23 protein-coding genes and 2 tRNA genes are annotated in these 23886 nt (G+C 62.2%); 7 read left to right on the top strand and 18 right to left on the bottom strand.

Annotation, left to right across the window (positions count from 1 at the left end; translation table 11 throughout):
• Positions 1 to 179: 179 nt before the first annotated feature.
• The 7 genes from AC1RBA_RS18895 to hisC all read right to left on the bottom strand — a co-directional run bounded on the left by AC1RBA_RS18895 (position 180) and on the right by hisC (position 7161).
• Positions 180 to 1190, bottom strand: coding sequence for a porin (locus AC1RBA_RS18895; protein ID WP_492419567.1), 1011 nt, complete (start codon positions 1188 to 1190; stop codon positions 180 to 182).
• A gap of 91 nt (positions 1191 to 1281) precedes the next feature.
• Positions 1282 to 2097, bottom strand: a complete 816-nt coding sequence (locus tag AC1RBA_RS18890) for a thiazole synthase (protein WP_492419566.1) — start codon at positions 2095 to 2097, stop codon at positions 1282 to 1284.
• Between the two features lie 26 nt (positions 2098 to 2123).
• Positions 2124 to 3443: a D-amino acid dehydrogenase gene (locus tag AC1RBA_RS18885; protein ID WP_492419565.1), complete on the bottom strand. Its 1320-nt coding sequence runs from the start codon at positions 3441 to 3443 to the stop codon at positions 2124 to 2126.
• Positions 3444 to 3459: 16 nt separating this feature from the next.
• Entirely contained in the window at positions 3460 to 4524 is a 1065-nt protein-coding gene (locus tag AC1RBA_RS18880) for a YeiH family protein (protein ID WP_101480444.1), read from the bottom strand.
• Positions 4525 to 4730: 206 nt separating this feature from the next.
• Entirely contained in the window at positions 4731 to 5600 is an 870-nt protein-coding gene (locus AC1RBA_RS18875; protein WP_492419564.1) for an NAD(P)-dependent oxidoreductase, read from the bottom strand.
• 63 nt (positions 5601 to 5663) lie between these two features.
• Complete coding sequence (locus AC1RBA_RS18870; protein WP_492419562.1) at positions 5664 to 6101, bottom strand: GNAT family N-acetyltransferase; 438 nt, start codon at positions 6099 to 6101, stop codon at positions 5664 to 5666.
• A 4-nt stretch (positions 6102 to 6105) separates the two neighbouring features.
• A complete protein-coding gene (gene hisC / locus AC1RBA_RS18865) occupies positions 6106 to 7161 on the bottom strand; it encodes a histidinol-phosphate transaminase (protein WP_070291279.1) in 1056 nt (351 codons plus the stop codon).
• 87 nt (positions 7162 to 7248) lie between these two features.
• On the opposite strand from hisC, the gene AC1RBA_RS18860 reads away from it, so the two are divergent.
• On the top strand, positions 7249 to 7530 hold the full coding sequence (locus tag AC1RBA_RS18860; protein WP_070291280.1) for a hypothetical protein: 282 nt from the start codon (positions 7249 to 7251) through the stop codon (positions 7528 to 7530).
• Between the two features lie 167 nt (positions 7531 to 7697).
• On the opposite strand, the gene AC1RBA_RS18855 is transcribed toward AC1RBA_RS18860, so the two are convergent.
• From AC1RBA_RS18855 to AC1RBA_RS18835, 5 genes are all read right to left on the bottom strand, one after another.
• Positions 7698 to 7787: transfer RNA gene (locus tag AC1RBA_RS18855), tRNA-Ser, on the bottom strand.
• A 341-nt stretch (positions 7788 to 8128) separates the two neighbouring features.
• Positions 8129 to 8218, bottom strand: a tRNA-Ser gene (locus AC1RBA_RS18850).
• A 113-nt stretch (positions 8219 to 8331) separates the two neighbouring features.
• Positions 8332 to 9621 (bottom strand): serine--tRNA ligase, encoded by a 1290-nt coding sequence (gene serS, locus AC1RBA_RS18845; protein ID WP_492419560.1) that lies wholly within the window; start codon positions 9619 to 9621, stop codon positions 8332 to 8334.
• A gap of 135 nt (positions 9622 to 9756) precedes the next feature.
• A complete protein-coding gene (locus AC1RBA_RS18840) occupies positions 9757 to 9960 on the bottom strand; it encodes a hypothetical protein (RefSeq protein WP_492419558.1) in 204 nt (67 codons plus the stop codon).
• A 149-nt stretch (positions 9961 to 10109) separates the two neighbouring features.
• Positions 10110 to 11531, bottom strand: coding sequence for an aminotransferase-like domain-containing protein (locus tag AC1RBA_RS18835; protein ID WP_492419556.1), 1422 nt, complete (start codon positions 11529 to 11531; stop codon positions 10110 to 10112).
• A gap of 180 nt (positions 11532 to 11711) precedes the next feature.
• Here AC1RBA_RS18835 and AC1RBA_RS18830 point away from each other — a divergent pair, with 180 nt between their 5' ends.
• Together AC1RBA_RS18830 and AC1RBA_RS18825 are read left to right on the top strand one after the other, a co-directional pair.
• Positions 11712 to 12002, top strand: a complete 291-nt coding sequence (locus AC1RBA_RS18830; RefSeq protein ID WP_492419554.1) for a DUF2917 domain-containing protein — start codon at positions 11712 to 11714, stop codon at positions 12000 to 12002.
• Positions 11999 to 12736: an NAD-dependent epimerase/dehydratase family protein gene (locus tag AC1RBA_RS18825; protein WP_492419552.1), complete on the top strand. Its 738-nt coding sequence runs from the start codon at positions 11999 to 12001 to the stop codon at positions 12734 to 12736. Before AC1RBA_RS18830 ends, AC1RBA_RS18825 begins: the two co-directional genes overlap by 4 nt.
• A 2-nt stretch (positions 12737 to 12738) precedes the next feature.
• On the opposite strand, the gene AC1RBA_RS18820 is transcribed toward AC1RBA_RS18825, so the two are convergent.
• From AC1RBA_RS18820 to AC1RBA_RS18810, 3 genes are all read right to left on the bottom strand, one after another.
• Positions 12739 to 14058 carry a replication-associated recombination protein A gene (locus AC1RBA_RS18820; RefSeq protein WP_070225008.1) on the bottom strand — a complete coding sequence of 440 codons (1320 nt, stop codon included), beginning with the start codon at positions 14056 to 14058 and terminating at the stop codon, positions 12739 to 12741.
• 72 nt (positions 14059 to 14130) lie between these two features.
• A complete protein-coding gene (lolA, locus tag AC1RBA_RS18815; RefSeq protein WP_099410692.1) occupies positions 14131 to 14760 on the bottom strand; it encodes an outer membrane lipoprotein chaperone LolA in 630 nt (209 codons plus the stop codon).
• Positions 14761 to 14791: 31 nt separating this feature from the next.
• On the bottom strand, positions 14792 to 17152 hold the full coding sequence (locus AC1RBA_RS18810) for a DNA translocase FtsK (protein WP_070225006.1): 2361 nt from the start codon (positions 17150 to 17152) through the stop codon (positions 14792 to 14794).
• Between the two features lie 215 nt (positions 17153 to 17367).
• Here AC1RBA_RS18810 and trxB point away from each other — a divergent pair, with 215 nt between their 5' ends.
• The 3 genes from trxB (at position 17368) to AC1RBA_RS18795 (ending at position 19768) form a co-directional block, all read left to right on the top strand.
• The gene (gene trxB / locus AC1RBA_RS18805) at positions 17368 to 18321 is read left to right on the top strand and encodes a thioredoxin-disulfide reductase (protein ID WP_034786153.1); all 954 of its coding nucleotides are present in this window, start codon (positions 17368 to 17370) and stop codon (positions 18319 to 18321) included.
• A 7-nt stretch (positions 18322 to 18328) separates the two neighbouring features.
• The gene (locus AC1RBA_RS18800) at positions 18329 to 19003 is read left to right on the top strand and encodes a Smr/MutS family protein (RefSeq protein WP_492419549.1); all 675 of its coding nucleotides are present in this window, start codon (positions 18329 to 18331) and stop codon (positions 19001 to 19003) included.
• Between the two features lie 135 nt (positions 19004 to 19138).
• A complete protein-coding gene (locus AC1RBA_RS18795; protein ID WP_034786156.1) occupies positions 19139 to 19768 on the top strand; it encodes a trimeric intracellular cation channel family protein in 630 nt (209 codons plus the stop codon).
• 158 nt (positions 19769 to 19926) lie between these two features.
• Here the strand turns inward: AC1RBA_RS18795 and AC1RBA_RS18790 are convergent, their stop codons facing one another.
• Entirely contained in the window at positions 19927 to 20265 is a 339-nt protein-coding gene (locus tag AC1RBA_RS18790; protein WP_034758685.1) for a P-II family nitrogen regulator, read from the bottom strand.
• 59 nt (positions 20266 to 20324) lie between these two features.
• Entirely contained in the window at positions 20325 to 21941 is a 1617-nt protein-coding gene (locus AC1RBA_RS18785) for an NAD+ synthase (RefSeq protein WP_492419547.1), read from the bottom strand.
• 88 nt (positions 21942 to 22029) lie between these two features.
• Here AC1RBA_RS18785 and AC1RBA_RS18780 point away from each other — a divergent pair, with 88 nt between their 5' ends.
• Positions 22030 to 23163, top strand: a complete 1134-nt coding sequence (locus tag AC1RBA_RS18780; protein ID WP_492419613.1) for a GNAT family N-acetyltransferase — start codon at positions 22030 to 22032, stop codon at positions 23161 to 23163.
• 50 nt (positions 23164 to 23213) lie between these two features.
• Here AC1RBA_RS18780 and ppa read toward each other — a convergent pair whose 3' ends face one another.
• A complete protein-coding gene (gene ppa / locus AC1RBA_RS18775) occupies positions 23214 to 23756 on the bottom strand; it encodes an inorganic diphosphatase (RefSeq protein ID WP_070225002.1) in 543 nt (180 codons plus the stop codon).
• Between the last annotated feature and the right edge of the window lie 130 nt (positions 23757 to 23886).

Below are 23886 nucleotides of genomic sequence, written 5' to 3'. Positions count from 1 at the left end.
CGATATTTGAAATACGTGTTCAATTTAACGGTTGCGAAATGCGCTGTCAATGAAAATTCATGAAAAATCGGACTGTTTCATTCCTGAATCCGGAATCCATGACTTAGGCCCATTCCTGAAACAACAATGGCGGCTTATCCGCAACAGACAAGCCGCCATCGCCACCTGCGCTGCCGCGCTTAGAACTTCAGGCGCATGCCGGCCGTGAAGGCGCTCGAGTTATGCCCAGGCAAGGGCACGCTGCCGCCGCTCGATGCATCGCCGACGAAGTTGGTGCCCGCGCCATCGTTGCTGATGCGCCCGTACGAGGTGTACAGGTTCGTGCGTTTCGACAAGGCATACGTGTAGCCGATGGCCAGCTGGCGCCCGCCGCGGCGCGCATTCGTGCGGTCATCCTTGCGGATGTACGAGGCCATCACGCTGCCCGCCGCGCCCACAGGGGCGGACACGCCCAGCATGTAATCGCGGAAATCCGTGCCCGCATCGTCCTTGTCCGTCTCATACGCGGCATGCAGCTTGGCGGGACCGAAGTCGTAGGTGCCGCCCAGCAAGGTCACTTTCGCCGTGTTCAATGGCGTGTCCTTGCGGTTGTCGTGCGCCAGGGTCAGCACGAGCGGACCGTTGGCGTAGTCGATGGAAAAGTCGATGGTGCGGCCCAGGGTATTGCTGTCCGGCTTTTCGCCCAAGCCATACATGACGGCGGCCGACAGGCCGTTCACCTTTGGCGTTTCATACATGATGGAATTTTTCGTGCGCAGGCTAGCCACGCTCATCAGGTTGATCGAGGCGCCCGTCATGCCCGTCTCGAAGGGGTCGATATTGTCCAGCGCGGTGAACAGCGGGTTGTGCTGCAAGCCCAGGTTCACGGCGCCGAAGCCGCCGGACAGGCCCACGTAGGCCTTGCGCCCGAACAAGGCGCCCTGGCGGTTGGCGCCCGTGTCCACGTCGAGGCCATTTTCCAACAGGAAATTGGCTTTCAAGTTGTTGCCCAGGTCTTCCGTGCCCTTGAAGCCGATGCGGCTGCCCGACTGCACGCCGGTGGCCAGCTTGGTGACGGAACCGTCCGCGCCGCCGTGCTCGGACGTGAAGCCCGCGTCGAGCAAGCCGTACACGGTGACGGACGATTGGGCGCTGGCGTTGCCGGCGAAGAAGGAGGCCAGGATGGCTGCCGCTACGAGTGTGTGTTTCATGTCATCTCCAGGTATTGTGGTTTTTATGGGTGCTTCAAACAGAATCAACAACGGTGCTGCAAACTGCGGTAAATGCGGTAAATGCGGCAACTCAGGCGATCAGCCCGGCCATCGGCGACGAGGGCGAAGCGCTCATGACGCCCGCTCTCCGGGGCATGCGTCCGGCCAGATAGGCCTCGCGTCCGCCCTGCACTGCCAGTTTCATGGCGCGCGCCATGCGGATCGGCTCGCGCGCCGCCGCGATGGCGGTATTCATCAAAATGCCGTCGCAACCGAGTTCCATGGCGATGGCCGCGTCCGACGCCGTGCCCACGCCCGCGTCGACCAGCACGGGCACCTTGGCTTGCTCGATGATCAGCGACAAGTTCCATGGATTGAGAATGCCCATGCCAGAGCCGATCAGGGACGCCAGCGGCATGACGGCGATGCAGCCGATGTCTTCCAGCATGCGCGCCTGGATGGGGTCGTCGCTGCAATACACCATCACCTGGAAGCCGTCGCGCACCAGCTGCTCCGCCGCCTTTAACGTTTCCGGCATGTTCGGGAACAGGGTCTTTTCATCGCCCAGCACTTCCAGCTTGCACAACTGGTGGCCGCCCAGCAGCTCGCGCGCCAGTTGCAGAGTGTAGACGGCATCGCGCGCGTTGTAGCAGCCGCCCGTGTTGGGCAAAATCGTGTATTTCGACGGCGGGATGAAGTCGAGCAGGTTAGGCTCGCCCTTTTCCTGGCCGATATTCACGCGCCGGATGGTCACGGTGACGATTTCGGCGCCGCTTTCCTCGATGGCGAGGCGCGTTTCCTCGAAATCCTTGTACTTGCCGGTGCCCACCAGCAGGCGCGACTGGTAGGTGGTGCCGGCCAGGGTCAGGCCGACGGGGGGGTGGCTGGGGGTGGCGTCGTCTCTCATCGTGATCTCCTAAGTTAAAGCTGGGGTCAGACCCGGCGGGTCTGACCCCGGAACTCCTCTGCCGCAGACTGCGGTGCCAAGCGTTGCCCGCAAAACGCAAAATCGACTTCCGGCCGCCGTCCCGACACGAGCTCGGCGATCGCCCTGCCCGCGCCGCAGCCCATGGTCCAGCCCAGGGTGCCGTGGCCCGTGTTAAGGAACAGCTGGCGGTAGCGCGTGGCGCCGATGTAGGGGACGTTCGACGGTGTCAGAGGGCGCAGGCCGGCCCAGTAGACGGGGTCGCTGTAATCGCAGGCGCCGGGAAACAGCGCTTGCACGCGGCGCGTGATGGCGGCGCAGCGCACAGGATTGAGTTCCCGCGTGTAGCCGTTCAGCTCGCACGTGCCCGCCACGCGCAGGCGCGATCCCAGGCGCGAAAACACGAGCTTATGGCCGTCGTCCGTCAGCGACACGCTCGGTGCGGCGGCGGAATCAAGAATCGGATACGTGGCGGAATAACCTTTGCCCGGATACAGCATCAGCCGGATGCCCAGCGGCTGCAGCAGCGGTGCGGAAAAGCTGCCCATGGCCACCACCACGGCGTCCGCGTATTCCAGGCGATGGCGCCCCTGCGCATCGATGCATTCCACGCCCGTGATGCGTGCGCCATTCGCACCATCTTCCAGCAGCCGCGTCACCGTCGTGCTGTACTGAAAATCCACGCCGGCCGCCGCCGCGCGGGCAGCCAAGGCCGTGGTAAACAGATGCACGTCGCCCGATTCGTCGCTGGCCGTAAAATCGCCGCCCACGATGCGGCTGCGCGCGTGGCGCAAGGCCGGCTCCAGCCGGATCACTTCATCGGCGCTGACGGGATTGCGCGGGCAGCCCAGCTCACGCAGGAGCGCGGCGCCCGCTTGCGATTTATCAAACTCCTGCTCGTCCGTATAGAAATGCAGAATGCCCCGCTCCAGGTGGTCATAGGCGATGCCCGTCTCGCGCCGTAATGCCTGCAAACTCTGCCGGCTGTACTCGGCCAGGGCGACGATCTGGCGCATGTTGCGCGCCACCCTGGACGGCAGGCATTCGCGCAGGTAGTGCAAGGCCCACTGCCATTGCAGCGGATCGAGGCGGGGACGGAACAGCAGCGGCGCGTCGTCCTTGCCCAGCCAGCTAACGACCTTGCGCAGGGTGGCGGGATTGGCCCACGGTTCCGCGTGCGAGACCGAAATCTGCCCGCCGTTGCCGAAACTGGTTTCCTGCGCGGCGCCCGCCTGGCGTTCGAGCACGCGCACGTCGTGGCCCGCCTGGCGCAAGTACCAGGCCGATGCCGTGCCGACCACGCCGGCGCCGAGAACGAGGACTTTCATGGCGGGCCCGATGCGCTTAACGCGTCAGCAGCACGGCGATGGCGACGAAGGCGGCGATCCACACGGTCTCCATCACCAGCATGATCACGGGACGCCAGCCCAGCGAGGCCAGCGACTGGAACGAGGTTTTCACGCCCAGAGCGGCAATCGCAATGACGAGGCAGGCGCGCGAGGCATTGTTGATCCAGCCATTCACTTCCTGCGGAATCAGGCCCAGGCTGTTCGTGATGACGAGCCAGACAAAGCCGATCAGGAAGAACGGCACGAGCGGCGGCGCATCGACTTCGCTCTTGCCATCCTTGCGCTTGAACATGATCGACAGGCCCAGCACGACGGGCACGAGGCAGGCGACGCGCGTCAGTTTCACGAAGGTGGCGACGTCGCCCGTATGGTTGCTCACCAGGTAGCCGGCACCCACAACTTGCGCCACGTCATGGATGGTGCCGCCGATGAACACGCCCGCCTCGGTCGGGTCAAAGCCCAGCAGCTTGACCAGCAGCGGGTAGACGATCATCGCCAGGGTCGACAGCGAGGTCACGCCCACCACCGTCAGCAGGGTGAACTTTTCGTTTTCCTTGGTTTGCGGCAGCACGGCCGAAATGGCCAGCGCGGCCGACGCGCCGCAGATGGCGACGGAGCCGCCCGACAAAATACCTTCCGTGATCGGACGTTTCAGCCATTTGGCCAGCAGGTAGCCGAAGCCCAGGGTGGCGATCAGGCCGCCCACGACGATCAATAACGGCGTCACGCCGACCGAGGCGATCTGGTTGAAGGTGATGCGCGCGCCCAGCAGGGCCACGCCCGTGCGCAGCAGCACCTTGCTGCAAAACTCGATGCCGGGCTTGCAGGTGGGATCGGACGCGAGGAAGTGGAAGGCCAGGCCGAAGAACAGCGCGTACAGCAGCTGGGGCCCACCGTAATTGCTGGAAATAAAGGTCGCCGACAGGGCGATCACCAGCGCGATGGCCACGCCGGGCCAGCTGCGCAGCACGGCGCGGGGCCGCCAGATGGCGACGGCGGAAGACAAATAGGGAATGTTCTTGTCGACAACGCGTGTTATCGCTGAGGAGTTAGTTTTCATGCTGGTCCGCTCATAATGTTTTAAAAATTGGGACATTTCATCTCGTTTTTTAATAATACACGATGAGCTAGCGAAGTCCATGCTTTTCCATGAAAATCGAAACCAGATGTTCCGGAAACTGACGTTTTAATGGTATCAGCACCGTAAACGACAAGCGGCGCGGCCCTGGGCAGGGACGCGCCGCTCTTTACTGAAGAGTTAAAAAGTTACTTTTTGTTCAGGCGGGTAATCAGGCTGGAGGTGTCGTAGCGGTTGCCGCCCGCCTGCTGCACTTCGCCATAGAACTGGTCCGTCAAGGTCGTCACGGGCAAGTCGCTGCCGTTGCGTTTCGCTTCGGCGAGGCAGATGCCCAGGTCTTTGCGCATCAGGTCGACGGCGAAACCGAAGTCGAACTTGCGCTCGATCATGGTCTTGCCCCGGTTTTCCAGCTGCCATGACTGCGCCGCGCCCTTGGAAATCACGTCCACCACCAGGGCCGCGTCGAGGCCCGCGTTTTCCGCAAAGGCAATGCCCTCGCTCAAGGCTTGCACGAGGCCGGCGATGCAGATCTGGTTGACCATTTTCGTGAGCTGGCCGGAACCGGAAGCGCCCATATAGGTGACGGCGCGCGCGAACAGGGCGATGACGGGCTCGGCACGTGCATACGCTTCCGCGTCGCCGCCCACCATCACGGTCAGCTTGCCGTTTTCCGCGCCCGCCTGGCCGCCGGACACGGGCGCGTCGAGGAAGAACACGCCCTGCTCTTTCGCCGCCGCGTGGATGGTGCGCGCCGCTTCGGCCGAGGCCGTCGTATGGTCGATCAGGATGCTGCCCGGCGCCATGGCGGACAGCAAGCCGCCCTCTTCCAGGATCACTTGATACAGGTCGTTATCGTTGCCGATGCAGGTGAAGACGAATTCGGCACCCGCTGCGGCGGCGGCCGGCGTGGCGGCGCTGCTGCCCTTGTATTGCTCCAGCCAGGCGGCCGCGCGGGCCGGGTTGCGGTTGTACACGGTGACGTCGTGCCCGCCCGCCGCCAGATGACCTGCCATGGGGAAACCCATGACGCCCAAGCCGATGAATGCCACTTTTGCCATTTTGTCCGTCCTGTCGATGTGTGAATCCGATTATTGTTGCACAAACAGTCGCCGCCGGCAGCATCAAGGCGCGGGGGCGCGCCGATAATACAGGTCGAACTCTTCCTCGCCATCCGGCACGAAGCCGTGACGCATATAGAAGCGGTTCGCCTCGCTGCCGCGCAAGGCGCCCACGCGCACGCTCTTGCGGGCCGCATCGGCCTCGGCAAACACGCGCGCCAGCACGGACGCACCCATGCCTTGCCGCTGGCATTCCGGCGCCAGGTAGAGGTGGTCGAGCAGCAAATAATCCGCTTGCGGGCGCAACACATAGAAGCCGGCCAGCGCGCCGCCGTGGCGCAACTGCCAGGCGCAATCGGGGTCGTAGGTGGACAGGAAACGCTGGCGCGCCCGCTGCGGATCATAGCGGCCGATGCGCTCCAGGCTGTCGCGCATGGCGGCCACGCGCAGGCTGGCCAGCGCCTCGCCATCGGCGCTGCTGGCTGGGACGAAGGTCAGCATGGCGTCACAGCACTGCGCGCAAGGCCGCCATCAAGGCGGCGCACTCGGCCGGGTTGCCGATGCTGATGCGCAAATACTGGCTGATGCGCGGTGCATTGAAATGGCGCACGATCACCGACTTGGCGCGCAAGCCGGCCGCCAGTTGCGCCGCATCATGCTGCGGGTGGCGGGCAAAGACAAAGTTGGCCACCGACGGCAGCACCTCGAAGCCCAGCGCCGCCAGGTCCGCCGCCAGCTGTTCGCGGCTGGCGATCACGGCCTGGCGCGTCTGCTGGAAATACGCTTCGTCTTGCAGCGAAGCGACGGCGCCGGCCAGGGCCAGCCTATCCAGCGGATACGAGTTGAAACTGTTCTTCACGCGCTCCAGCGCCTCGATCAGGTCCGCATGGCCGAAGGCGCAGCCGACGCGCAAGCCGGCCAGCGAGCGCGACTTCGAGAACGTCTGCACCACCAGCAAGTTCGGATACCGGTCGACCAGGGCCACGGCGCTCTCGCCGCCGAAATCCACATACGCTTCATCGACCACGACCACGGCGTCGGGATGCTCGCGCAGCAAGGTTTCCACGCCGGCCAGCGGCAAGTCCACGCCCGTGGGCGCGTTGGGATTCGGGAAGATGATGGCGCCGCACGGCCCTTGATAGTCTTCCGGGCGGATGCGCATGGTGTCGTCGAGCGCGACCGTCCGGTAATCGATGCCGTACAGCTTGCAATACACGGGATAGAAGCTGTAGCTGATGTCCGGGAACAGCAGGGGTGCGTCGTGCTTGAGCAAGGCCATGAAGGCCAGCGCCAGCACTTCATCGGAACCGTTGCCGACGAACACCTGCGCGCTGTCGAGTCCGTGGTAGGCGGCCAGGGTTTGCTTCAGTTCGCTGGCCGTGGGATCGGGGTAGAGGCGCAGGCTGTCGTTGGCCGCTTCGCGCAGCGCGGCCAGCACCTGCGGCGACGGGCCGTAGGGGTTTTCGTTGGTGTTGAGTTTCACCAGGTCGGGCAGTTTCGGCTGCTCGCCGGGGACGTAGGGGGTCAGCTCGCTGACGATGTTGCTCCAGAATCGGCTCATTGCTTTTATGGGTGGGGTCGGGATGGGAGGGGGTAGATTAACATAGGCTGAGCGGGGTCAAGGTGGCGGGGGGTGTCGAAGCCAGATATGCAACAGCGCAATAGCCGGACCGTGCACGATACCCTCGGGACACGGTTTGACAGCGCTGAAAGAAGCGCGGAGCATGAAGTGGGTAATGAGGAGGATACTGTCATGAGCGGATGGGGCGACACACAGGAGCGGGATACGGCGGATATGAAAATGGAGCATGCCGATTACGCGACCAAAAGCGATGTGGCTGCGGCCAGATTGGCCATGATTTTATGGTGCGTGGGGACGATGATTGCTACGTCAGCTGTAGTGTTTGCGGTGGCGCGGCTGGTGCACTAGCTTGCGTTGCGTTAGTGGGGTGCTGGCTTTCAAGGCCTGAATGGAGGAAAAAACGCCTTGCGCTGCGCGCTTTGGGCGGTTTTTCTACCTGCATTGATACGTTGGTGGTTTTTTTGGCGTTGCGGGCATAAAAAAAGCTCCCTTGCGGGAGCTTCTCTTATGTATTCTGGCGGAGAGGGTGGGATTCGAACCCACGGTACGATTTAACGTACGCTTGATTTCGAGTCAAGTACATTCGACCACTCTGCCACCTCTCCGTTTACTGCGGTCTATTCGTTCAAACTGGCATGCCTGTTTGAACGAGGCGCTATTTTAGCATGGGTGTTGTTGGGTTGGGTAGGGGTTTATTGGTGATTTGCAACTGAGGGCTGGCAAACCAAAACCTATCTGGGCGATTCGGAGAGCCCCGCGCGAGTATGCGCTCGTCTTCGAACCTGCCGCCTTGGCGCACGCGTAAAAACCAATTGGGCGATTCGGAGGGCCCCGCGCAAATATGCGCGGGGCTTCGAATCCCACGCGTACGCCCCGCAGGGGGCGTACTCCTCTTCGCCGCCACAAATAAAAAAAGCTCCCTTGCGGGAGCTTTCTCTATTTGTTCTGGCGGAGAGGGTGGGATTCGAACCCACGGTACGATTTAACGTACGCTTGATTTCGAGTCAAGTACATTCGACCACTCTGCCACCTCTCCATTTGCTGCGGTCTTTTCCCGCATTGCTGCGAGAAGGCAAGATTATAGCAGCCGCTTGAAAAAATGGAAGGACTATTTTAAGCCTTCCATTGCAGCAAGCTGCCTGGTCTTTTTTACGCCTTCAGATGCGTCAGGCCGCCCATGTACGGGCGCAGCACTGGCGGGATTTCGACGCTGCCGTCCGCTTGCTGGTAGTTTTCCAGCACGGCGACCAGGGTGCGGCCCACTGCCAGGCCGGAGCCGTTCAGGGTGTGGGCCAGTTCCGGCTTGCCGGCTGCGTTGCGGAAACGTGCCTGCATGCGGCGGGCCTGGAAGGCTTCCGTGTTCGACAGGGACGAGATTTCACGGTAGGTGTTCTGCGCCGGCAGCCATACTTCCAGGTCGAAGGTCTTGCTGGCCGTAAAGCCCATGTCGCCCGTGCACAGCGACATCACGCGGTATGGCAGGCCCAGGCGTTGCAAGATCGTTTCCGCGTGGCCGACCATTTCTTCCAGCACCTGGTACGAGGTGTCCGGGTGCACCACTTGCACCATTTCCACCTTGTCGAACTGGTGCTGGCGGATCATGCCGCGCGTGTCGCGGCCATAGCTGCCCGCTTCCGAACGGAAGCATGGCGTGTGGGCCGTCATTTTCAGGGGCAATTGATCGAGCGCGAGGATTTCATCGCGCGCGATGTTGGTCAGCGACACTTCCGACGTGGGGATCAGGTAGAAGGTCTCGCCCTCGCCTTCCACGCCGCCTTTTTTCACCGAGAACAGATCGGCTTCGAATTTCGGCAGCTGGCCCGTGCCGCGCAGCGAATCGGCGTTGACCATGTACGGCGTATAGCATTCCGTGTAGCCGTGCTCGTCCACGTGCGTGTTGAGCATGAATTGCGCCAGTGCGCGGTGCAGACGGGCGATGCCGCCCTTCATCACGGAGAAGCGCGAACCGGTCAGCTTGGTGGCCACTTCGAAGTCCAGGCCCAGCGGGGCGCCCACGTCGACGTGATCCTTGACTTCGAAATCGAACGTGCGCGGCGTGCCGACCTTGCGCACTTCCACGTTGCCCGACTCGTCCGTGCCTACCGGTGCCGATTCGTGCGGCAGGTTCGGCACGGCCATGATGAATTCGCTCAGCTTGGCTTGCACCACGGTCAGGGCCGCTTCATCGGCTTTCAGTTCATCGCCCAGGCCGGCCACTTGCGCCATCACGGCCGAGGTGTCTTCCCCCTTGCCTTTCAACATGCCGATTTGCTTGGACAGCGCGTTGCGCTTGCCCTGCAGCTCTTCGGTGCGCGTCTGGATCGCCTTGCGTTCGGCTTCGAGGGCGGTAAAACCTGCCACGTCGAGCTGGAATTTGCGCGTCGCCAGGCGTTCTGCGACGTTTGCGATGTCTTTACGGAGAAGTTGGATATCTATCATGGGTGGATGGCGGTGCCGATGTATCGAAAGCACTCATTGTACCAAGACCCGTTCAGTTCTTTATGAGTTTTGCACTCGCTCTGCCATCGTCATGGCGGCATGGCCGGGCACTCGCGCCCGCTTTACGGCGGATACTTAAATGAAAGCGGCTTTTTCGGCGGCGGTCAGGCGGCGGGCGCTGACGGTGACGACGGGCATCGTGCTGTCGGCGGCCTGGGCGATCAGGGTCGACGTGGCGCTCACCTCCACCGTGTTGGCGCCGGCGGTGGCGAAGCTGCCGCCGATGGCCAGGACGGCGGCGGCGATAAAGGCGATTTCCATGTTTTTCAGTGCGTGCATGATGTGACTCCTGGTTAGTTTGCGTCGTTGACTGCTGCTGGTATGGTGCTACTTTAGCCAACGGCGGCAAACAAGGCCACCGGCTTGCGACCGGCGGCGAAAAACAGGGAGCGAACGGTGAAAAACGGGGACTGAAACGCAAAGAATAGTTACAAGGCCTCATGCACCAGGCGGCCCAGCCGGCCGATCGCCTGCTCGATGCGCGGCGTCCACGCATTGCCGCAATTGAGGCGCAGATAATTGCCGAACTTGCCCGAAGCCGAGAACAGCTGGCCCGGCATATACGCCACGCCGTCCGCAATGGCTTGGCCATGCAGGGCCAGCGCATCGACCTGCGGCGGCATCTGCACCCACAGCACGAAACCGCCCTGCGGCTCGGACAGCATGCAGTCGACCGGAAAGCTGGCCGCCACGGCATCGGACATGCGCGCGATGCGCTGCACCAGCGTGCGCCGCATCTTGCGCAGCTGCTGGTCGTAGCCGCTGCCCTCCAAGAAATCGGCCAGTACGGCCTGGAAAAAATGGCTGGTGGCGCCGCTCGACACGGTTTTCAGCAAGGCCACTTCCTGCGCGAAACGCCCGGCCAGCACATAGCCCACGCGCGACGCGGGCGTGATGGCCTTGGAAAACGAGGAACACAGCAGCACATTGCCGCTCGTGTCGTAAGCCTTCACAGGCCACGGGCGCTGCGGCGCAAAGCACAGGTCGCCATACACGTCGTCTTCCACCAGCGGAATATTGAATTCCGACAGCAGCCCCGCCAGCCGCTTCTTGTTCGCTTCCGGCATGACGCAGCCGAGCGGATTATTCGCGTTCGGCACGAACAGGCACGCCTGCACGAGGCCGGCGCGCAAGGCCAGCTCGAGCGCATCGAGCGACGGCCCCGTCTTCGGGTCGGTGGGGATTTCCAGCGCCTTCATGCCCAGGCTTTCTATCATCTGCAGCAGCACGAAATACGTGGCCGACTCGATGGCGATGGTGTCGCCCGGCTTGGCCACGGCGCGCAGGCACAGGCTGATCGCTTCCGTGCAGGAATTCGTCACGACGATCTCGTGCGGGTCCAGCTTGCCCCAGTCCAGCGCCCGGCGCGTGACCTGGCGCAAGAAATTGCCTTCGCTGACGTCGTAGCAACTGACCTTGCTCAATAAAGCGGGCTCGCGCCGCGCCACCGCGCTGATGGTGCGCTGCATGCGCTTGATGGGCAATATCTCGTCGGGCGGCCAGGCCGTGCCCAGCTGCACGATAGCGGGCGCCTCATTTTCCTTCAGCACGCGCATCAACAGGTTGTTGATGCCGACAAAGGCCGGCTCCTTCAAATGCTGCGCGTCCGCGCTGCAGGGCCGGCGCGGCGCCCGGTGGCGCACGAAATAGCCGGACTGGGGCCGCGCATCGACCTGCCCCCGGTCTTCCATCAGGCGCAAGGCTTGCATCACCGTGCTGACGGAAATGCGCTTTTGCTGCGCCAGGTGGCGGATCGACGGCAGGCGGTCGCCGGGCGCGAACACGCGCGCGTCGATCAGGGCGCCCAGCTCGTTGGCCAGGTGCTCGTACAGATTCAAAGGCGCATTCATGTTCATCCCTTCAGTATGCGGCTGGCGCGCGCGGCACGCACAGATACAGTTGCCCGTTTTTTTGACAAGCACAGTGTACGACGAAGCACACTGTATGCATGACAATTTCGGTTTCCTGCATCTGTCATGGTTCAAGCCCAGCGCCTAAGCTGTTCCTGTCCGCACAACAGGAGCGATGCCATGCAAACCGACCACGAATTACGCAGCGAACGCCCCTTGCGCCTGGAAAAAGCGCGCGCCAGGGTCATCGAATGCCTGTCCGGCACGGCCTGGATCACGGCCTATGCCCAGTTCGAGGATTGCGTGCTGCGCAGCGGTGAACGCTACACGATACCGAATGACGGCCTGGTGCTGGTCGAAGCCGTGGGCAACGGACGCATCCGCGTGCATGGGACGGCCGCCCCGCGCCCCGCCCTGCTGCGCTGGCTGAACCAGACACTGCCTCACACACTCAATACAAGGAATACATGATTCAACAACCTTTGCGCGTCCTCGTCACGGGCGCCGCCGGCATCATCGGCACCGCTTTCTGGAAGCGCCGGCACGGGGAATTCTCCCTGCGCCTGGCCGACCTGCACACGGACGGGCTGACGCAAGCGCCCTGCCCGTCCATGCAGCTCGACGTCAGCGATTACGCCGCCTGCCTGGCCGCCTGCCTGGACATTGACGTGGTGCTGCACCTGGCCGGCGTGCCGCACGCCAGCGCCGATTTCGATGCGCAACTGCTGCAGCCGAACATCATCGGCACGCACAACATCTTCCGCGCGGCACAGGCACAGGGAGTGAAAAGAGTGGTATTCGCCAGCAGCGCGCAAGCCATCGAAGGCTATCCGCTCGATATGCAAGTGCATGAGAACATGCCGGCGCGCCCGGCGAACATGTATGGCGCCAGCAAGGCCTTCGGCGAAGGCGTGGCGTCGGCCTTCGCGCACCAGCATGGCATGACGGCGATCGCCGTGCGCATCGCCAACGTGGCCCGCCTTGCGCCAGGCCAAGAGCACAGCGCGCGCGACATCGCCGCCTTCATCAGCGAGCGCGACGTGGTGCAGCTGCTGGCCCGCTGCATCGTGGCGGACGTGCCGCCCGGCTACCACGTCGTGCATGGGGTGTCGGACAACCGCTACAAGCGGCTATCCATCGACGCGACGCGCCGGCTGGTCGGCTACGCGCCGCAGGACGACGGTTTTACCTTGCTGGGCCTGTAGCCTCAGCCCTTGCCGGCCGGCTTTCCTGCTTTCCTGTCAAGCTCGCGCAGCCAGGCCAGCTTGTCGGCAATCTTGCTTTCCAGCCCGCGCGGCACGGGCTGGTACCAGCCCGGTTCCGCCATGCCGTCCGGAAAATACGTTTCGCCGGCCGCATAGGCATCGGGCTCGTCGTGCGCATAGCGGTAGGCGTGGCCGTAACCGAGTTCCTTCATCAGCTTCGTCGGCGCATTGCGCAAGTGCACGGGCACTTCCTTCGACTTGTCTTTCTTGACGAAGGCCATGGCCGTATTGAACGCGTTGTAGCCGGCATTGCTTTTCGCGGCGATCGCCAGGTAAATCACGGCCTGGCCCAGGGCCAGCTCGCCTTCGGGCGAACCGAGGCGTTCATATGTTTCCGCCGCATCATTGACCATCGTCAAGGCGCGGGGGTCGGCCAGGCCGATGTCCTCCCAGGCCATGCGCACGATGCGCCGCGACAGATAGCGCGGGTCGGCGCCGCCGTCGATCATGCGGCAAAACCAGTACAAGGCTGCATCCGGGTTCGAACCGCGCACGGACTTGTGCAGGGCGGAAATCTGGTCATAGAAATTGTCGCCGCCCTTGTCGAAGCGGCGCGAATTCAAGGTCAGCGCATTGTCGACGAAGGCCGCGTCAATGGTGGTCGTGCCCGTCGAGCTGGCGGCCGTCTCGGCCTGTTCCAGCAAGTTCAAAAAGCGGCGCGCATCGCCATCCGCATAGCCGATCAGGGTATCGGCGGCCGCCTCGTCGAAGGTCAAATGCGTCAGCGCCGTGCTTTGCGCCTTGGCCAGCAACTGCTTCATCTCGTCTTCGTTGAGCGACTTCAACACATACACTTGCGCGCGCGACAGCAGCGCCGAGTTGACTTCGAAGCTGGGGTTTTCGGTGGTGGCGCCAATAAACGTCACCAGACCCGACTCCACGAAAGGCAGCAAGGCGTCCTGTTGCGATTTATTAAACCGGTGGATTTCGTCGACAAACAATAAAGTGTGCTTGCCGAACTGGTCCAGGCTGTGGCGGGCCTGGTCCATGGCCGCGCGGATATCTTTCACCCCTGCAAACACGGCCGACAGGGCGATGAATTCGCTGTCAAACGCGTTAGCCATCAGGCGCGCCAAGGTCGTCTTGCCCACGCCGGGCGGCCCCCACAAGATCATCGAATGGGCCTTGCCCGCCTCGAACGCCAGGCGCAGCGGCTTGCCGACGCCCAGCAGATGCGTCTGACCGATGACTTCGTTCAGGGTAGCAGGCCGCAAGGCTTCGGCCAGCGGCTGGCGCGGTGCGGTGGAAAAAAGATCCGCCATAATATGTACCGGGTAAGAATGCAAAGGCCCCGCATGGTGCGAGGCCGGTCAAAAAAACAGCACGTGAAAAACTTAGTTGTTGATCACGTCCGCGCCTTTAGGCATCACGAATTTGAAATGGTTCGCAGACAGTGCCGGATTCTTCTGGAAATTCTTGAACGCCAGCACCGACGTCTGCCCGAACGAGTCGCGCAATTCCATCGCCTCCGGCACGCCGTTGCGCAGGCCGATGGTGATTTCGTCGAAGGTCGTGTCCTTGGCCTTCGGCGTCGCCTTCAGCCATTCCAGGCCATCGCGCGTGCCCGCTTCGGCCAGGGTGAAATTCTTTTCCAGGTCGTTGCTGCCAAACAAGATGGCGGCTGGCGAGGAACCGAGCGCGTCGCCCAGTTTCTTGACCGTCACCTGGCTCAAGTCCTTGTCGTAGATATACAGCTTGTCACCGTCCGCCTGCAGCAGTTGCTCGTACGGCTTCAGATAGGTCCAGATGAACTTGCCCGGGCGGGCAAACTCGAACGTGCCGCTGGCTGGCGTCGACACTTTCGCCTTGCCGCTGGCGTCCGCCTTCTTGACTTGCCGCTGCACGAACTCGCCCTTGGCCGACTTGGTGCCGGCGGCAAAGCTCTTGAACTGCTCCAACGCACTGGCCGAGGCGCTGGCCGCGAACAGCATACTGCAGGCGACGCTGGCCGCGCCGATGATCATTTTTGCTGCGAAAGTCGTATTCTTCATTCCGTTACCCTTGTTCACTACTCGCCGCCGGCACCAGGATTTCCCGGTTGCCATTGGATTGCATGGTTGATACCACCCCGCTCTGCTCCATCTGCTCGAGCAGACGGGCCGCGCGGTTGTAGCCGATGCGCAAATGACGCTGCACCAGCGAAATTGAGGCGCGGCGGTTTTTCAGCACCACCGCCACCGCCTGGTCGTACAGGGCATCGGCCTCGCCGCCGCCCTCGCCCGGCGCGCCGCCTTCGGCGCCGTCGCCTTCCAGGGTGCCGCCTTCGAGGATGCCCTCGATGTAATTCGGTTCGCCCTGCAGCTTCAGATGGCTGACAACGCGGTGGACTTCTTCATCCGACACGAACGCGCCGTGCACGCGCATCGGCAGGCCGGTGCCGGGAGGCATGTACAGCATGTCGCCCATGCCCAGCAGGGTTTCCGCGCCCATCTGGTCGAGAATGGTGCGCGAGTCGATCTTCGACGAGACCTGGAAGGCGATACGCGTCGGGATATTCGCCTTGATCAGCCCCGTGATCACGTCTACAGATGGGCGCTGCGTGGCCAGAATCAAGTGCAGACCGGCGGCACGGGCCTTTTGCGCGATACGCGCGATCAATTCCTCGACTTTTTTACCCACCACCATCATCAAGTCGGCCAGCTCGTCGATGATGATGACGATGGTCGGCAGTTTTTCCAGCGGCTCGGGCGAATCCGGCGTCAGGCTGAACGGATTCGGGATATGTTCTTCGCGCTTTTTCGCGTCGGCAATCTTCGCGTTGTAGCCGGCCAGGTTACGCACGCCCATCTTGCTCATCAGCTTGTAGCGGCGTTCCATCTCGTTCACGGCCCAGTTCAGCGCGTGGCCGGCCTGGCGCATGTCCGTCACGACGGGCGCCAGCAAGTGCGGGATGCCTTCGTAGACGGACATTTCCAGCATCTTCGGATCGATCAAAATCAGGCGCACGTCGAGCGGATCGGACTTGTACAGCAGCGACAAAATCGTGGCATTGATGCCGACCGACTTGCCGGAACCGGTCGTGCCGGCCACCAGCAAGTGGGGCATCTTGGCCAGGTCGGCCACGACGGGCTTGCCGGCGATATCCTTGCCCAGCGCAATCGTCAGGCTTGACACGCCATCGTTGTAGACCTTGGAGCCGAGGATTTCCGTCAGGCGCACGATCTGGCGCTTGCTGTTCGGCAGTTCGAGCGCCATATAGTTCTTGCCGGGAATGGTTTCCACGACGCGAATCGAGGTGAGCGACAGCGAACGGGCCAGGTCGCGCGCCAGGCCGACGATCTGGCTGCCTTTGACGCCCGTGGCCGGTTCGATTTCATAGCGCGTCACGACGGGGCCGGGGTAAGCGGCCACTACCTTGGCATCCACGCCAAAGTCCGACAATTTCTTTTCGATCAGGCGGCTCGTAAATTCCAGGGTTTCCACGGACACGGTTTCCACCACGGGCGGCGCTTCGTCGAGCAAGGACAGCGGCGGCAGCTTGCCATCGCCCAGGTTCTCGAACAGATGCGCCTGGCGTTCCTTTTCCACGCGCTCGGATTTCACCACGGTCACCACCTGCGGCTCGATCTTCACGGGCGGCGCGGCCACGTGCTTTTCCACGTGCTTGGCCCGCTCGATGACCACCACTTCATCGCGGCGCACGGCAGCCACTTCGCCCTGGCGGCGGTCTTCGCGGTCCTGGTAGCGCAGCACGAACCAATTAAATGCGTCTTCGATGGCGCCGCCGATGCGTTCGGCCACTTGCAACCACGACACATGGAAGAACAGGCTGAAACCGAGGCCGAACAGCAGCAACAGTAATAAAGTAGCGCCGGTGAAACCGAAAGCCACGTGGGCCGAATGCCCCACCAGCTGGCCCAGCACGCCGCCCGGATCGCGCGGCAGCTGCACGTGCAGGCTTTTCGCCATGCGCAGGTATTCGAGCCCCATGCTACCGATCAGCATGATGGAAAAGCCGACGATGCGGATCAGCATCTCGACATGGTGCTCGCGCTCCACCTCTTCCTCTTCCAGCAGGAAGCGCTTACTCAGCCGGCGATAGCCATTCCACACCGTGCGCAGCAGCCACACGCACCACCACCAGGCGGAAAAGCCGAAGATATACAGCAACAGATCGGAAAAGGTCGCGCCGAGCTTGCCGCCCAGGTTGGCCACCTTGTCGACATTGGTGGCGTGCGACCAGCCGGGGTCGAGCTTGTTGAAGCTGGCCAGTATCAGCACGAAATACAGGGCAAACGCGGCCAGCGCGAACCAGCGCGCCTCGGACAGCAGCCGTACCAGCCGGTTGGGCAAGGGCCGGCGTTCGACCGGTTTTCGGGTGTAGCTATTTTGATTGGCCTGGGCTGGTTTAGTCATTCTGGGAAGCGCTGCAAGGTGAAAAATGTTTCTGAAAGGGAATTTCCCATAATAAGGAAGTATTCTAAGCCATATATGCCCCGGACGGCCCCACGATTCGTCGCTACAGGCGGCTTGGTCTATAATCGAGGATTGCTTGCGCAAGCGCAATACAGCCTTGTTCTTCGCGCGTATGCCCCCAATTCGGATAGACCCCACTCATAGAGAAGCCTCCCATGACCACTACCAAACACGCCCGCGTTTTGATCCTCGGCTCCGGCCCAGCCGGCTACAGCGCCGCCGTCTACGCCGCCCGCGCCAACCTGAACCCGATGCTGGTCACCGGCGTGGAACAAGGCGGCCAGTTGATGACCACCACCGACGTGGAAAACTGGCCCGGCGACCCGATGGGCGTGCAAGGCCCGGACCTGATGCAGCGTTTGCTGCAGCATGCCGAGCGTTTCAATACGGAAATCGTGTTTGACCACATCCACACCACTTTCCTCAATGAAAAGCCGATCCGCCTGAAGGGCGACAGCCACGAATACACGTGCGACACCCTGATCATCGCCACGGGCGCGTCCGCGCAATACTTGGGCTTGCCGTCGGAAGCGGAATTCATGGGCAAGGGCGTGTCCGCCTGCGCCACCTGCGATGGTTTCTTCTACCGCAACCAGGAAGTGGCCGTCGTCGGCGGCGGCAATACGGCCGTCGAGGAAGCGCTGTACCTGTCGAACATCGCCAACAAAGTCACGCTGATCCACCGCCGCGACAAGTTCCGCGCCGAGGCGATCCTGATCGACCGCCTGAACGCCAAGGTTGCCGAGGGCAAGATCGTGTTGAAATATAACCACACTCTGGACGAAGTGACGGGCAACGAAGGCGGCGTGACGGGCCTGAACATCAAATCGACCATCGACGGCAAGGTCGAAGCGCTGAGCGTGCATGGCGTCTTCATCGCCATCGGCCACAAGCCGAACACGGGCATCTTCGAAGGCCAGCTGGAAATGCATAACGGCTACATCAAGACCAAGACGGGCCTGGAAGGCATGGCCACGGCCACCAGCGCACCGGGCGTGTTTGCCGCCGGCGACGTGCAAGACCATATCTACCGCCAGGCCATCACCAGCGCCGGTACGGGTTGCATGGCAGCACTGGACGCCCAGCGCTACCTGGAAGGCCAGGAGTAAGCGTCGCATGGCGTCGATGAAAGACTTTGCCGACCTGAAAGCGGTCAGCAAGCAGCTCAAGGAGCAGGCCGATGCGCGCGCGCAAGCCGCGGCTGAGCGCGCGCAACAGGTCAAGGTGCAGGCCGTGGAAAGCAATCTGTTCAAGGCCAGCATCGGCGGCGTCAAGCGCCTGCCCGAGTCGGACCGCTACATGCCCAGCCTGCCCAAGGCGGGCGCGGCAAGCGTCCAGCAGCCCGCGCGCAAGTTATCCCCGGAAGAGGACGACGCGGCCGTGCTGCGCGAGTCGCTGTCGGACTTGTTCGAGGTCGACCATTATCTGGAAAACGATCCGGCCCTGAACTACGCCCGCCCCGGCGTGGGGCCGGACGTGATCAAGAAGATGCGCAAGGGCCACTGGCCCATCCAGGATGAGCTGGACTTGCACGGCTTGCGCCGCGACGAGGCGCGCGACGGCATCGGCGCCTTCCTGAACCAGGCGACGCGGCGCAAGCTGCGCTGCGTGCGCGTAATCCACGGCAAGGGTTTTGGCTCGAAAGGCCAGGAACCGGTCTTGAAATCGATGGTGCACAGCTGGCTCGTGCAAAAGGATGAAGTCATCGCCTTTTGCCAGGCGCGCCGCTCCGAAGGGGGCGATGGCGCCCTCGTCGTGCTGCTCTCGGCAGCCCTGCAGCCCATCCGCTAGGATAGATAGCAAGAAATTACAATTCAGTAACAAGTTACACCCTGCACACGGCCCCGTTTGCCACCATTCGGGGCCGTGTCATGTTAACCTGTGACAATTATTTCCTGCTTAGCGTCTCGTGCACGCGCTCCACCCATGATGCCACCCCAATTGCCGCCTGGCTCGCTGATCAAGATCATTGAGGTCATCGCTATCCTGGTGGGCGCGTTTTCCGGCTTCATCGAAGCGCGGCGCAAGCGCATGGACCTGGTCGGCGTATTCGTCGTGGCCTTCATCACGGCGTTCGGCGGGGGCACCTTGCGCGACATTCTGCTCGACAAGCGGCCCCTGTTCTGGGTCTCGCACCAGGAATATGCGATCCTGATCTTCGTTCTGGCCCTGACGGCCGCGCCCCTGATCCAGCATTTGCGCCAGATCGTCTCGGAACGCCTGATCGTCATCGCCGACGCCATCGGCCTGGGCATGTTCGCCATCGCCGGCGTGGCCGAAGCCATGCGCGCCGGCATGCCGATCTTTATTGCGTCGATGATGGGGGTAATTACGGGAATCTTTGGCGGCGTGATGCGCGACATCGTCTGCAACGAAGTGCCGATGGTGTTTCGCGACGGCAAACCGTATGCGATCTGCGCGTTCTTCGGCTGCTGGGCTTATTTATTGCAGATGCACTTCGGCGCCGAGCACGACTTCGCGCTGTGGACCAGCGCCAGCGGCATCACGATACTGCGCCTGATCTGCTGGAAATTCGACATGCGGCTGGGGCGCTGATGCGCAATCCGGCAGCTTGGGTGGCTCAGCAGCGTCGGCTTACGCGCTGGCGCGCTAAGCCGACCTACGCGTAGCAACGTATATCAGGCGGTAGGTCGGATCAGGCTCGAAGAGCCGTAATCCGACAACATCGTTGGCGCAGCCTCCGGCAAGAAAACTTAGACCGCGTCCGGACCCGTCTCGCCCGTGCGGATGCGGATGACCTGCTCCACGTCGCGCACGAAGATCTTGCCATCGCCGATCTTGCCCGTGCGGGCCGCCTTGATGATGGCGTCGACCACCAGTTCCGACACGCTGTCGTCCACCACCACTTCGACTTTGACTTTCGGCAAGAAGTCGACCACGTACTCGGCGCCACGGTACAGCTCGGTATGACCCTTCTGGCGGCCAAAGCCCTTCACTTCCGTCACGGTCAAGCCCGTCACGTTCACGTCGGCCAGCGCCTCGCGTACTTCGTCGAGCTTGAATGGTTTGATGATGGCGGTAATCTGTTTCATGGCTTTCTCCTTATTGATAATCGTCAGTTCTTCATTAGCTGGCTTAACGGGACCCCGCCTTACTCGTAAAACTTCGAGGTAATCGGATAGCGCCAGTCGCGGCCAAAGCCACGGTGCGTGACGCGGATGCCCACCGGCGACTGGCGCCGCTTGTATTCATTGATCTTGATCAGGCGCGTGACCCGGGCCACATCGGCCGGCGGGTAGCCAGCCTCGATAATCTCGGCGATCGGCCGGTTTTCTTCCATGTACAGCTGCATGATGCCGTCGAGTACGTCATATGGCGGCAAGGAATCCTGGTCCAGCTGGTCGGCGCGCAGCTCGGCCGACGGTCCCCGCGTGAGGATGCGCTCGGGAATCACGTCCGACACGCTGTTGCGCCAGGCACACAGGCGGTACACGAGCGTCTTGGCGATATCCTTGATCACGGCAAAGCCGCCCGCCATGTCGCCGTACAGGGTGCAATAACCGACCGCCATCTCGCTCTTGTTGCCCGTCGTCAAGACGATACTGCCATGCTTGTTCGACAGGGCCATCAGCAGGGTGCCGCGGATGCGCGCCTGGATGTTTTCTTCCGTCGCGTCTTCCGCCAGCCCCGCGAACTCACCGGCCAAGGTAGCGCGGAAGGCGTCAAAGGTTTGCTTGATCGGAATTTCATCGTAGCGCACATTGAGGCGTTTTACCATGTCGCGCGAATCGATCCACGAGATATCGGCCGTAAATTGCGACGGCATCATCACGGCGCGCACCTTGTCGGCGCCCAGTGCATCGACGGCGATGGCCAGGGTCAGCGCGGAATCGACGCCGCCCGACATGCCGATCAGCACGCCCGGAAAGCCGTTCTTGACTATATAGTCGCGCACGCCCAGCACCAGCGCCTGGTACACCTGCGCCTCGGTGGTCAACGGCGTGGCCAGCGGCTGCGGCACGGGCGTGGCGCCGTCGAACTCGACCAGTTGCAAGTCTTCCTCGAAATGGCGCAGCTGAGCGCAAATCGTGCCGGCCGCATCCATGACAAACGAATCGCCGTCGAAAATCAGCTCGTCCTGGCCGCCGACCAGGTTGGCGTACACGAGGGCCATGCCTTGCGCGCTGACGTTCTTGCGCATGGTTTCATAACGCAGATGCTGCTTGTTCATATGGTAGGGCGAACCGTTCGGCACCAGCAGCACTTGCGCGCCGGCAGCGCGGGCGCGCATCGGTGCATGCTCGAACCACGTGTCTTCGCAGATATTGATGCTGAAACGCACGCCCTTCACGCCAAACACGAAAGCCTGGTCCGACGACGTAAAGTAGCGTTTTTCATCGAACACGGTGGTGTTCGGCAAGTCGTGCTTGCGGTAGGTGCCCAGCACTTCGCCATTGAGCAGCACGGAGGCGGCATTGTGGCGCACGCCCTTCTCGTCCTGCAGGGGCACGCCCACCACCACGTGCAAATCCTTGAACTGGGCCAGGTCGGCCGCCAGCCCCGCAAACGCTTCCTGCGTTTTTGCGTAGAATGCATTGCGCAGTAATAAGTCCTCGGGTGGATAGCCGACCAGCGACAGTTCCGGCGTGAGCACGATATCGGCGCCCGCTTCAAAGGCGCGGCGGGAAAGGTCGAAGATCTTGGCACGGTTGCCGGCCAGATCGCCGACCGTACTATTCATTTGAGCAATTGCGACTTTGACTGTCATGATGATGGATATTTTCGTTCTATTAAACAAGACAGGGGCACACAGGCCGATGGTGGCGCCCCGAGAGTGATGAATGCACACTACAACAATGAATTATCGCACGGCTATCGTCACTACCCTGGCTGAAATTGGCGAAGCGGCCTGGTCTGAACTGCTGGCGCGCCAGGCGGATAGCAATCCCTTCCTCTCGTATGCCTTTTTGCACGCGCTGCACGAGTCCGGCTGCGCCAGCGCGGACACGGGCTGGCAACCGAATTACCTGGTGCTGTGGCAAGGAGACACGCTGGCCGCCGCCCTGCCCCTGTACCTGAAAATGCACTCGTATGGCGAATACGTGTTCGACTGGGCCTGGGCCGATGCCTATCAGCAGCATGGCCTCGAATACTACCCGAAACTGCTGTCCGCTATTCCCTTTACGCCCGTCAGCGGCACGCGTTTGCTGGCCCGCGATGGCGAAGCGCGCGCCGCCCTGCTGGCCTTCCTGCAGGCCCAGCAGCAGGCGGCCGACGTGTCGTCCTGCCATATTCTGTTCCCGCCGGAAAGCGAGGCGCGCCAGCTGGCCGAGGCTGGCTACCTGATGCGCAGCGGCGTGCAGTTTCACTGGCTCAATCCCGGCTACGCGGATTTCGAGCAATTCCTCGCCACCCTGGAACACAAGAAACGCAAGAATATCCGCGCCGAGCGGCGCAAGGTGCGGGAAGCGGGCGTGACCATGCGCCAGGTCCGGGGCGTCAATGCTGTTGATGCCGATTGGAAGCTGTTCCACCGCTGCTACAGCAATACCTATGCGGAACACCGCTCCTCGCCCTATCTGTCGCTGGACTTCTTCCGGCGCATAGGCGCGACCATGCCGCAGAACATTCTATTGGTGATCGCCGAGCGCGAAGGCCGGGCCATCGCCGCCTCGCTGGTGATCCACACGGCCGACACCCTGTATGGCCGCTACTGGGGCGCGCTCGAGCATGTGCCGTGCCTGCACTTCGAGACGGCCTACTACCAGCCGCTGGAATTTTGCATCGCCAACGGCATCGCCACCTTCGAAGGGGGCGCCCAGGGCGAGCACAAGATGGCGCGCGGCTTCCTGCCGCAAAAGACCTGGTCCGCCCACTGGCTGGCGCACCCGGCCTTTGCCGACGCCGTGCAGCGCTTCCTCGAGCGCGAACGGGGCGGCATCGATGCCTATCTCGATGAGTTGAACGAACACAGTCCGTTTCGCGCATAAAAAAACGCTCCCGGCCATGACTGGCGGGGAGCGTTTTTTAACTGATGCTGTTAGGCTTTTGCAGCATCTGCCTTGTAGGCGGCGACGCCGCCCAGGATTTCTTCCTTGGCCACGTCAGGGCCATACCAGCCGTCGATCTTGACCCATTTGCCTTTTTCCAGATCTTTGTAGTGCTCAAAGAAATGCTGGATCTGGCGCAAACGCAGTTCGTTCAAGTCTTCCGGCTTTTGCCAGTGGCTGTAAATCGACAGGACCTTGTCGACTGGCACGGCCAGCACTTTCGCGTCTTCGCCCGACTCGTCGGTCATTTTCAGCACGCCGATAGGACGGCAGCGCACGACCACGCCCGGGATCAGCGGGAACGGGGTGATGACCAGCACGTCGACCGGATCGCCGTCCGGCGACAGGGTGTTCGGCACGTAGCCGTAGTTGCACGGGTAATGCATGGCGGTACCCATGAAGCGATCGACGAAGATCGCGCCGCTTTCCTTGTCGACTTCGTACTTGATCGGATCGGCATTCATCGGGATTTCGATGACGACGTTGAAATCGTTCGGCAGGTCGCGGCCGGAAGAGACGTTATTCAAACTCATGGGGTTCCTCATTAGCGGATGGTGTTTTAACCGCGCAATTATAGCGAAGTACAGGCAGCTTGTGCGATGCAGCAGCGGCCCGCCGGCGTTTTGCGCGTCCAGCCAGCAACACTCGCCAGCACGGCCGTCC

The sequence above is a fragment of the Janthinobacterium sp. GW823-FHT03B06 genome (assembly GCF_058796955.1).
Note: the sequence above shows the minus strand (reverse complement) of the source record. Positions and strands in the feature narration are given on the sequence as shown.